Raw genomic sequence first — 12,094 nt, 5'->3', positions numbered from 1 at the left:
GGTGACACCGGGAAATCGATATTATACGAAAGCATTTAATTTTTATACAAAACAAGATTGAGCAGGCAGTGTACGCAGGATGTAGTTCAAAAATAAATACCAGCGGCTATCAATTCTAAATTTCTACAGAAAGGGGAGGCATCTTTGTCAGGTGTTACAGTTAAGTAGCTTTTAGTTTTCAGCTCCGGCAAAAATACTTTACCCTCAGCAAAAACCATAGTAGTATCCATATCGAAAAGGTTATGCAGTTTAGAAAAGGAGCCAGCTATGAATTTTACGCCCATAAAGAAGGTGTATTGACACGATTAGATTAGTGTTTTTTTACGAGCAACATCTTTGTTTTTAACGCTAATCCTCCATTATAATTAATACTAATTCTTTATTAAAATATATAATCTACCTATTTAGTAGTTTATTAAAAAATATTCCTATATTTGAGCCGTAGAAATATTTAGTAGGAAGGATATGGCATTGGAATATTTAGCACAACAGACACACGAACAACATTTAGATCAGGCTTTTTCGCGTAAAGAACAAATGATGATGCGTGCGTTATGTAGGCTTAAAATGTCTGATCGTGTTTTATATATCGGTGCTCATCCGGATGACGAGAACAATAAATTGTTGACCTTTTTGGCTCAGCACCAGTTGGTCGATACGGCCTATCTTTCCGTGACGCGTGGTGAGGGAGGACAGAATTTTATTGGCACAGAAAAGGGACTGGATCTGGGTGTACTTCGGGTGCAGGAATCACTTGCCGCTCGTGCAATTGAGGGAACAAAACAGTTCTTTACACGTGCTAAGGATTTTGGATTTGCAAAATCTGTCGATGAAACGCTGGCACGATGGGATGAAAACGGTGTACTTGCCGATATGGTTTGGACCATCCGTTATTTTCGCCCTACTGTAATTGTAACACGTTTTTCACCGGATGTCCCGGACTCACATGGACATCATCAGGCCTCAGCAATTCTAGCGGCAAAGGCTTTTGATCTGGCCGCTGATCCATCAGCTTATATAGAACAGCTATCCGAATTGGAGCCTTGGCAGGCTCGGCAGCTGTTGTGGAATGTATATCAGGACAGTGGTGTTAAGGATATCGGTGGAGAAGTAAGGCCTTTGCCAGCGTATTTTTCGCTGGATATTCCAGCGAGACACGGCTCTTTGGGCTTTCATTATGGTGAGATTGCTGCAGAAAGCCGTAATAGACATCGCTCTCAGGCCATGGGAAGTCTGGTTCGGCATCAGCCTAGCACCGAATATTTTGAATTATTAAAAGGTACACCGATCAGTTCGGAGAAACAGCACGCTATTTTTACACAATATACTGCTCAAGATTCTTATTCACTCGTATTTAATCGCTTGGTGGACGACCTCATTGCAAAATGTGAGTCAGATGCAGCAGAACTTGTCTTGGAGCTTGGAACGATTTTATTTTGGATGAGGATTGTTCCCGAGGGGCATGTTATCCATGAAAAACGAGCGGAGGTAGAGCGTCTTCTGCTCGACTTTGCTGGTGTATCTTTGGAAGTACAGGCTATTGAGGAACTTTGGGTACCAGGGACCGAGGTTAATATGGTCCTGAATGCGCATATCCCATCGGAATCCAATCTACAGCTGACCAGGGTGAAAGTTCGATTTATTCGTAACGGAGAGCAAAAAGACTTTACTTTGTCACCTTCGAAGACGATCCATTTAAATGGTCAGCTTCTGGATACGATTTTACCTTCTTTTCCAACTTGGCTTAGTGCTGAGGGCGATGCACATAACTATGCGCCGGCATCGCCTGCTGATGTTGTATTGACACAATTTGGAACTGAATTGTCTGTTCATTTGGAACTGCAGTTTGCCGGCTTGCCGATCGCGGTTAAGTTGCCTGTGAAACATGCTGGTAGTCCTGTTGCGGTGGCCCCTCCGGTGACAGCAACTTTTGATTCGGACATCGTGGTGCTCTCCAATGCGACCAGACGTTTAATTGCTTTAGAGCTACAATCTAATGTCTCCGAATCCTTATCTATAAAGGTTAAGCTTACGCTACCGGATGGGCTCGATGTATTTCCGAAAGAAATTGAGCTCAATATAGCGGGTAATGTAACCGAGAAGCTTAAGTTTGAGTTGAGGTCGCATGCGCAGCAGGAATATATTCAAGAGATCGGCTTTGAGATTGAGACGACTACAGGGCGGTATCCGTTCACATCCAGAAGTATTATTTATCCACATGTTAATCAAGTAACTTACTTTCCCAAGGGCATATTGCGGGTGCTAAATTTACCCGTGAATATTACGGCCCAGAAAGTTGCTTATATTTCGGGGGTGAACGATGAACTTGCAGGGAGCTTACGCCAGCTTGTTGGTCATTTGGAGATTATTCCATTTGAGTCAATTGGGGGAATGGATCTCTCAGGCTTTGATGCAGTGGTTTTGGGAATACGAATATACAATAGCCATCCCCTAATTACGGGATTTCATCAGCTTTTTCGTGACTATGTTGAGCAGGGCGGTGTATTGATAGGGCAGTATAATACGCCGTATGATTTGCATTTGACGGAGGTTGGGGCTTATCCTTTAGCGGTTTCCCCGGAAAGAATTACAGATACAGAAAGCCATATATCATTTTTGAACCCTTCCCATCGCATATTGAACTACCCTAATGTAATCGGACAGCATGATTTTCAAAATTGGGTGCAGGACCGGGCACTTTTTTTACCTCAAAAATGGGCTTCGGATTTTGAACCGATACTGCGTGGGCAAAATGGAGATAATCGTACGGAAGATGGGTTATTGCTACTGCACAAAAAAGGAAAAGGTTATTATATCTATAACAGCCTGTCGCTGTTTAGACAACTGCCAGCAGGAGTAGCAGGGGCATATCGTCTTTTTGCGAATATGTTATCCCTAGCTTCGAGTTAGACCAGAATCTTGTGGGGTAAAAAAATCCCCAGTGAGCATTGACTGCACTGGGGATGGTATCACTGCTATTTTATGTCGATTTTTTTTAATCCTTTTTATGGAAAAAAGACGCTTTGGGAATATCGATCACTTTTGAATCATTGACATTGTATTGAAGTTTTAAGGTGAAACCTCCTCCAGCTTCAAGGAAATCTACAGCAATTGGGTGGTAGCCTGCTTCTAACGCAATCTGTCCACTTTTCATAATCGGTGCATGCTGTCCGTCATTATCAACGACAAGCTGATCATGTATCCGCAGGACACCACCATCATCACAAGTGAAGTAGAAATTATAAATTCCTTTTTCTTTGACGTAGAGGTATCCTCTTATTTTTGCACCAAAAGAAGGCATTTTGATGGTATCGCTTAGCGCTACATTGCTTATCACTTCCTGACGCACTTCGGGACCCGAAATGGCGGAAGTATTGGTAAAAGTTCCATTGAAAAATGTCGCTGTAAGGCCCGGGGCCACGGTGCTTTCATCAACTTTTATACCCTTTTTCCAAGTATCATTTTTAAAATCAACCTGATAGAGCTCACTTTTTGCACCCGAAGGCGAGATTGTCGCAAAACGAATAGGACCTTCTTTTTTAACGACAAGAGAGCCGTTAAGCACTGGGCTTTGCTTTGTTGGAAGACTACCATCGGTAGTATAGTGTATTGGATTTTGGGGAAGTTCATTCGAAACTTTTAGTGTAGATTGTCCGTCGACAATTACCTGTGTTTCAGCGAAACCGTTAAGGTCTGGCATACGATACCGTAAACCCATTTTGTTCCAGAGTCCAAAGTGTGCAATTACTCGATTTCTATAGCTATCATAGAGGGATTTGTTGGTCCATACGCGTTCCGATAAAGCACTTAAACGTGGGAGGATCATAAACTCTAACCGCGCAGTGGAGGGGATCATTTCTGTCCAGATATTGGCTTGTGCACCTTGGATCAAATGTGCTTTTTGGCTGGATATATCCGAAGGGACCACGCTCATATTGTACACGGCATCTAGGCTGCTGCTATTTGGAAGGTAATCAAAATAAAGCGGATTTGTAGGTGTCATAACGACCCGGTGACCACGGTTAACGGCTTCCATAGGTGCATTTTTTACCCAACCACGCCAGTACATGACCATCATGCTGGTATCGGAACTGCCGTCCAATATTTCATCCCAGCCGATACTCTGTTTATTTTTTGAACGGATAAAATTGTTCACTCTTTTGACGAAATAACCTTGCAGATCATGTAAGTTAGGTATTTGCTTTTCTTTCATAAAAGCTTGCGCAGCTGCTGATTTTGACCAGGAATCTTTTTCTACCTCGTCGGCACCAATGTGAATATAGTGTGATGGGAATAGCTCAATGATTTCGCTTAGTACATTCTCAACAAAAGTATAACTGCTTTCTTTCCAGGGGCTGATCGGTACAGAAAATTGTTTTCCCCAGCCCGCGGACTGACTGTCCAATAGGAGTTCGGGATAGGCCTTTGTAGCCACCATCATATGCCCAGGCATATCTATTTCCGGAATGATTTCTATGTGTCGGCTGCCCGCATAGGCAACAATGTCTCTGATATCCTGTTGTGTATAAAAACCGCCATATTCTTCCTTTCCGTTTGTTGTGCGGATCAGTTCCTTGGGCAGATTAAAGTCGGGATTTTCCTTGGCTTTCACAAAGCAGGCAGAATCCTGATTGTTATACGTCCGCCAAGCCCCTTGTTCGGTTAGTTTGGGGTATTTTTTGATTTCTATGCGCCAACCTTGATCGTCTGTCAGGTGCAGGTGAAATTTGTTGAACTTGTAGGTTGCAAGTAGATCGATAAATTTATAAATATAATCTTTTGGAAAAAAATGACGGGCTACATCGAGTTCGACACCTCGCCATTGGAAAGCTGGCTCGTCTTTGACCGTTACATAGGGAAGAGCAAGCTTAGCTGTTGTTCCTGAGAGTAAATATAATTGCTGGATTGTCTGTAATCCATAAAATGCACCCTTTTCAGATGCGGCGATGATCTGGATACCTTTTTGATCTATTATCAATTCATACCCCTCATTTGAGAGCCCTTGATTTTTAATCAATTGCAACGTGGCGCTGGCTTGCTTCACGTTTTTTTTGTTCAGTTTCCCGAATAGGGAATGGTCGATCCATCCCGATAATGATTTAGAAGATAGGGATGGATCAATATAGTAACCCAATTCTTGCCCCTTTAGCTGAAAAAGGCCTGGCTTAGCCTCCAACTGCTGCGGAAATGGAATGAGTTGAGGAAGTGCATTTTTTTGTTGCGCAAAATTTAGTGTCGGCAGGTACAGGGCACAGGATAGGAGTAAGGTTGAGAAGATTTTATTCATGAACGTGTTTTTTGTGATTCACAAGTGTTATTAGATTTTGTTGCAATATACCAATATTTCAGGTATTGGCAGGTAATTTTAGTTGATCAATATTCCGTGAGATTATGCGCAATACTCCTCTTGGTATTATTATAAATGTTTGTTTGACATTTATATATTTATTCTTATCTTTAACTTGAAAATAACCTTTATTTGAATGGGCCTATGTTGTGTTTATATCCTGAATATTTTCATTGTATAGTTGTTGCGGTGTTCGACAATTTTGTAAAAAGTTGCAAATGGGTTGGGGCGAATGATAGTCGGCAAAGGATCTCATCCAAGAGAACAGGTTGGTGTTGTTAATTTATTAGGTGGTGGCGGAGCTATGAAAAATTTTCTCATTATCATTGGTTTTTTTTGGCAGTTGGCCCATGTTTATGGACAGCCCAATAGTGCCCATTTTTTTTCCCTTCAAGATGGCTTAAGCAATCAGCAGGTACTGGATATCGTGCATGACGATGAAGGATTTATGTGGGTAGCCACAGAGCTGGGGCTGAACCGTTATGCGGGAAAGTCTTTTAAATCGTATTATGCTGCCGATAAGCAGGACGGTCAATCGGTCAATAGCAATGAAATTAATACGCTACTGTATGCAGGCAGGAAAGTGTATATCGGAACAAGATCCAATGGGCTGAATGTGCTTGACCTAGGCACAAATAGATTCAGTTATTATACACATGATGCAGCTAATCCAAAATCTATAGCCACGAATGATATTACGGATATGATCGAAGGCAAGGATGGGAAATTGTGGTTAGCGACCTACCATCAAGGGGTGCAGCATTTTGATCCGGTAACGGGGGAATTTAGTCATTTCAATAAAAAGAATTTTCCGGGTCTTCCCGAAAATAGCATTTGGTCTCTGGCCGAAGATCAAAAAAGAATGCTTTACATAGGGCATGTTAACGAAGGTTTAACAATAATGGATCCCATTAGCCATTCTTTGAAACGACTAACTAATCACAATACCTCCGGACAATTACCGGATAATGAAATTAAAGTCTTGTTTTGTGATCAAGCCGGCAATATGTGGATAGGGACCCGAAAGGGGCTGGCTGTGTATCATCCAGCTTCCGGTAAACTACAGCAGGTTTCTTTGGCAGGATTGGCAAAAAATGGAAATGAACCTTTTGTATATGCGATTAAGGAAATTGGTCATACGTTGTGGATAGGGGCAGAATCGTCGCAACTCTTTTTACTGCAGCCGAGCTATGGTTATGATAAGCATATTGAGGCCGTACAGCATGTAGAGCGTTTTGATCTGGGGAAAGGCAATAATGCGATGGTCCAGCATATTACTCCCGATCGGTTTGGAAACGTTTGGCTAGCGTTATATGGTGGTGGCTTGGGAGTTGTTAGTCATATTGCCCCCTTCTTTAGTGTCTTTCCATCAGACAATATGCTGCCGGATCGACTGGCAACAGTGAGCAATGTATTGGTGGGTGAAAATCGGACAATACGTTTGGCCACTGAAGGCTCAGGTCTAGTCGAAATGAATGCGGAAGGGCGTTTATTGAAGCAGATTACCAAAAAGAATGGTGGGGCAGACGATTTCCTTCTAACAGCTTTTAAGGATCAGCATCAACATGTTTGGCTCGGATTACGTAAAGGTGGAATTGCCGTTCAATATGCTGGATCGTCCGTTTGGAAAACCATTGATTTAGGTGAGCCTTTGACGGAGGTACGGGCGATTTATGAGGACCATTTAGGACAGATCTGGTTTGCAGCACATCAAGGGGTATTTATATATGATGAAGGAAAGGGGCATGTCCAGAAGCTTTTGATCAACAAACCAATGCTTGGCGATTATGCACCCCGAACGTTGATGGAAGATGGCCAACACAACATGTGGGTCGGAACTTATGGGCAAGGACTCTATGTTTACGATCCCCAGCATAAACTGCTTCGAAAAATGGACAAGGGTAATGGCTTGCAAAATAACACGATTAATCATTTGTTGCGGGACAGAAATAACAATATCTGGGTGGCTACAAATCAAGGACTGGCCGTACAGGAAGCGGGTAAGAAGATTGGTGATCTGTCTCTATTGATGCCTCCGGGAGGGAATGCATGGCTTTTTGTCAATGGACTCGCAGAAGATCAGACCGGAAATATTTGGTGTTCGACCAAATCGGGGATGTTACGCTATGTCCCGAAAGAAAGACGTTTTCTACAATATGACCAGTCTTTCGGTTTGCCTTTGGGAGGTTTTATCAATGCAAGTGTAGGAAAAGACAGTGAAGGTCGACTGTATTTTGGGATGCAGGAAGGAATGTGTTATTTCAACCCAGCCACAATCCCGTCCAATTTACCAACCTCACCCCTAAGTATTAGCCGATTTATTGTTTTTCGATCCGGAGAGTCCGGTACACAGGTCGATAAATATCCCTCGCCGACAAAGGCAATTGAACTCAATTATGATGAAAATAGCTTTCGCATCGAACTTGCTGTTATGGACTTTGCTCTAGACGGTTTGGTCGAGTTTGGCTATAAATTGCAAGGGCTTAATAATGACTGGATTTTTCTGGGAAACGAGACCAACCTCGATTTTCGTAATATACCCTATGGTGAACATGAGCTGCTGATTCGCACCCGGATGAAAAATGGGCAATGGTCGCAGGACTACCAGCATCTATTGATCAAAATTGCGCCACCTTTTTATCTCAGTTTATCCGCCAAGATCGTGTATCTGCTCCTTGTGCTGCTAATTGGATATATTATCATTTCTTTCTATTTCAAAAAAATGAAAGCTGAATCCGAACTAAAACTGAAAGAGCGGCAACATGTGCAGGACGAACAGTTACATGCAGAACGCCTGAATTTCTATACGCATATAACGCACGAGCTACGGACACCTTTGACGTTGATTCTAGGCCCCCTTGACGACCTGTCCCAAGAGCAGCAGCTTACTGAAAAACATCGCGAACTGGTTCAGACGGTACAGAAAAGCGCTAATAGACTCTTCACATTGGTCAACCAGTTGTTGGAATTTAGGAAGGTAGAATCGCAGTTTAAACCCTTTGTACCGGAAGCTGGGTCTTTGGGAGAAATGCTCGTAGATCTTGCCCATAAATATAAAACATTGAATCACAAACCTGGTCTTCGGGTGTTGTCTGAACTCCCTGTGAGGGATTCACGTACGCTATTTGATGCCGAAATCGTACAATTGATCGTAGATAATTTATTGTCGAATGCCTATAAATATACCGAGTCAGGTTATATTAAACTAAGCTTGCATTACGAAGAATCGGATTTGGATCATTGGGCGGTGTTGTCTGTAGAAGATACTGGAGTAGGTATTGACAAAGAAGATATCGGTAGGATTTTTGAAAAATATTATCAGGTTGCGAACACAGGTACTCAGGGTACGGGTATTGGTCTGGCCTTGGTGAAAGAACTTGTGGCGATCCATCATGGAAAGATTGATGTGAATAGTACATTTGGCCTTGGTACCACCTTTACGGTAAAATTGAAAACCGATCGATTACCTGTTGAGAATGGCGAGCTGCCTGTTTCTTCGCAACGTCCGCTAGTGCTATTGGTTGAGGATGATCTGGAACTTCGTGAATATCTGGGAAGTACATTGCAAAGACAATATGACGTGGTGCTCGCCGAAAATGGAACTGTAGGCTATCAAATGGCGATGGCTAGGGTGCCCGATTTGGTGATCAGTGATATTATGATGCCCGATATGGATGGTTTTCAGCTTGTACAGCAATTGAAACAGGAACGTAGTACAAGTCATATCCCACTGTTGCTATTGACAGCAAAAAATACCGATGCAGACCGGCAACGAGGTTATGATCTAGGGATAGATTCCTACCTGATCAAGCCAGTTACAGCAGCTTTACTTTTCAAACGTATTGACAATCTATTGAGCCGACAGAAACAGATCAATGAACTGATTTTGGAAAGTTTAAATACAAAACCATCTTTTTCAACTACCAATATAGAACTAGAACAAAAGCCTCCGGAGGAACTCTGGCGTGAAAATGAATTTGTTCAGGATTTTATGCAGATCGTCGAGCAGCATATGCAGGATGAGGTCTTGGATGCTGCTGCCCTCGCTGATCGCATGAATATGAGTCAGTCTACCCTTTATCGGAAATTGAAAGGCATCACAGGAAAAAATATCAATCAGCTCGTACGTAAGATACGTATCCATAAGGCGGCAGATCTACTTCGGACTGGGAAGTATAACGTGACCGAAGTGTCATTTATGGTCGGAATCAATAGTGCGATTTATTTTCGGCAATGCTTTAAAGAGGAGTTTGGCCAACTACCTTCCGAATATCAACGATCCGACAATAAAGCCCGCGTAGTGTATTAAAACAATCCGCATCAGATAAGTATGCCCCTACTATTTCAACATAGATAGGGGCATAGTTTTTTCGTATAAAGCTGCTGTCTAATATACTTCGATCAAAACGAGATCAGTTTGAAAAAAAACATAAAATATGCCTTAAATATGTTTAAAAAGCTGTTTTTGACTAAAAAATATATGTTTTTTGACGGATTTGTGTACGATGGAGTGTTGCAATATCGGCTAAGTTTGAGGTATTAATCCAATTATAAATCTAGGTAGGGGTGGCAACGATGCAAAAGAAATAACCAAAGTAGACCGTAGTTTACCATCATATTGTCTTGTCCAGCTAGATTGTATTATTTACTGTTTAATTCGTATTGAAATTTATGAAAAACTTAAAGATTGCTTCTTTTTACACCATGTTGAGCGTGATGCCAACTTTGCTGTATGCGCAGGAGAAGGTTACGGGACAAGTTTTCAACAAAGCAAACGAGCCTATCGTTGGTGCGAGTGTACTCCTCCTTGAAGGGGGGAAGGGAACCTCAACAGACAAATCGGGGAAATTTGAGCTGAATGCTAACAAAGGAACGCTCGTCGTGTCATTTGTTGGGTATAAGACTCGTCGAGTTCCATTGGATGGAACAACAAATTTAAAAATCCAGCTCGAGGCAGATGAAAATGTATTGGAGGATGTCGTCGTTGTTGGTTATGGTAAACAGTCCAAACGTAATATTACAGGGGCGGTAAGCAATATTAAATCAGAGGATATTGTACGGTCATCATCGACGACGACTGCTGGGGCTTTGGCAGGAAAGGTGCAGGGGATCTCAGTGCGTGCCAAAGACGCACGTCCCGGTCGTGGTGCAGCGATCGAAATCCGGAATATGGGCTCGCCTTTATATGTAATTGATGGTGTTGCTTATGGAGGTCAGGAAGGTACTGATTGGGTTGGTACACAGAATGGCTCCGGCGCAGATATCTTTAATTCGCTGAATCTCGAAGATATTGAGAGTATCTCTATTTTGAAAGATGCCGCAGCAGCAGTATATGGATTCCGTGCTTCCAGAGGTGTTGTATTGATTACCACCAAAAAAGGCGCAAAAGGAGAAAGTGCAAAAATCAATATTAATGGCTACCAAGGCTGGCAAAATTTGACACGTTTTCCGACCATGGCAAACGCTAAACAATACACACGTGGATTAGTTGAGGCCGCACAGAATGAAAACCGCGACCCGAAGACGGTTTATACACCCGAGGAGTTGGCGAAATGGCAGGCAGGGACAGAGCCCGGCTACCAAGGCTATGATTATTATGACATGGTGATCCGTAAGAATATTCCACAGCGATACATCAATGCCAATGTCACCGGTGGAAATGAAAAGTCCAATTACTTCCTGTCATTGGGCCACCTCAATCAGGATGCAATGATCAAGGATTTCAATTATAAGCGAACCAATTTCCAGGCCAATATGGAAGCTGAGGTACTCAAAGGACTTACTGTCGGGACACAGATTTCAGGAAGACATGAAGGAACACAGGATGTTGGCTTACCAGGTGGGGATGGATACTTCTCGTCTATTTTGGCTATTATGAAAAATAGGCCGACTGTAGGTCCCTACGCAAATGACAATCCGGAATATATCAATCATACCAATGATTTTCCCTATAACCCGGCTCTCTTTAGCCGCGATATTGCCGGCTATAAAGACAATAAATACCTTGCTGGAAATGTGAATCTCTTTGCGGCCTATAAGACAAATTTTGGTTTGTCGGCAAAAGGAACTGTTTCTTACAATTATACCAACAATAAATTTGAAGGCTTCCAATATACCTATGATGTATATCGATACGAAAATAATGCTTATAAGCGAACTGGCGGAAGTGATGCTGGCTGGCGTTACGATACCACGAGGGAGATTGTTTCCCGCTTTGCACAGTTCCAGATCGATTATAACAAGCAGATTGGCGATCACACTTTCGCGGGAATGTTAGGCTATGAGCGTTCAGATTGGGACCGGACGTATAAGGCATTGGGCGCAAATCCTTCAAACAATTATATTCCGTTGTTAAGACTGTCGGAGCTCAATAGTTTGGCCGATGAATGGGCTTACGAGGCTCGGGCTGGATATATTGGCCGTATCAATTACAACTACAAGGGCAAGTATCTTCTGGAAGTATTGGGCCGTTATGATGGATCTTTTAAATATTATGAAGGTAAGCGCTGGGGATTGTTTCCGGGAGCATCGGTAGGTTGGCGTATTTCGGATGAAGGATTCTTTAAACCCTTAAAATCCGTGGTTAGTGACCTTAAAATCCGTGCTTCGATCGGACAAACAGGACTTGAAGAGGGCGTGGGAATGCATGATTACCTTGCCGGATATAATTGGGCGGCTGGAAGTGCTGTCTTAGACGGAGCCTATTTACCCCGGGGTACAGCCTAGAGGTTTACCAGTTCGCAACCT

4 protein-coding genes are annotated in these 12,094 nt (G+C 42.6%); 3 read left to right on the top strand and 1 reads right to left on the bottom strand.

Annotated elements, in window-relative coordinates; genetic code table 11:
* Window positions 1-465: 465 nt before the first annotated feature.
* Window positions 466-2,910: a PIG-L deacetylase family protein gene (locus tag GVK91_RS08180; protein WP_159727834.1), complete on the top strand. Its 2,445-nt coding sequence runs from the start codon at window positions 466-468 to the stop codon at window positions 2,908-2,910.
* 85 nt (window positions 2,911-2,995) lie between these two features.
* Here GVK91_RS08180 and GVK91_RS08175 read toward each other — a convergent pair whose 3' ends face one another.
* Window positions 2,996-5,287: a family 20 glycosylhydrolase gene (locus GVK91_RS08175; protein WP_159727832.1), complete on the bottom strand. Its 2,292-nt coding sequence runs from the start codon at window positions 5,285-5,287 to the stop codon at window positions 2,996-2,998.
* 292 nt (window positions 5,288-5,579) lie between these two features.
* Between GVK91_RS08175 and GVK91_RS08170 the strand changes: the two genes are divergently transcribed.
* Window positions 5,580-9,656, top strand: coding sequence for a two-component regulator propeller domain-containing protein (locus GVK91_RS08170; protein WP_159727830.1), 4,077 nt, complete (start codon window positions 5,580-5,582; stop codon window positions 9,654-9,656).
* 362 nt (window positions 9,657-10,018) lie between these two features.
* On the top strand, window positions 10,019-12,073 hold the full coding sequence (locus GVK91_RS08165; protein ID WP_200845565.1) for a SusC/RagA family TonB-linked outer membrane protein: 2,055 nt from the start codon (window positions 10,019-10,021) through the stop codon (window positions 12,071-12,073).
* Window positions 12,074-12,094 lie beyond the last annotated feature (21 nt).

Origin of the sequence: Sphingobacterium sp. 18053, from assembly GCF_902706145.1 — a bacterium.
GTDB lineage: Bacteria > Bacteroidota > Bacteroidia > Sphingobacteriales > Sphingobacteriaceae > Sphingobacterium > Sphingobacterium paramultivorum.
The sequence above is the reverse complement of the archived record's forward strand: the minus strand, read 5'-3'. Positions and strand labels throughout refer to the sequence as shown.

Bases quoted from the DNA above. Each gene is read 5' to 3' on its own strand.
- GVK91_RS08180 (WP_159727834.1), top strand. From the start codon at position 466: ATGGCATTGGAATATTTAGCACAACAGACACACGAACAACATTTAGAT.
- GVK91_RS08175 (WP_159727832.1), bottom strand. From the start codon at position 5,287: ATGAATAAAATCTTCTCAACCTTACTCCTATCCTGTGCCCTGTACCTG.
- GVK91_RS08170 (WP_159727830.1), top strand. From the start codon at position 5,580: ATGATAGTCGGCAAAGGATCTCATCCAAGAGAACAGGTTGGTGTTGTT.
- GVK91_RS08165 (WP_200845565.1), top strand. From the start codon at position 10,019: ATGAAAAACTTAAAGATTGCTTCTTTTTACACCATGTTGAGCGTGATG.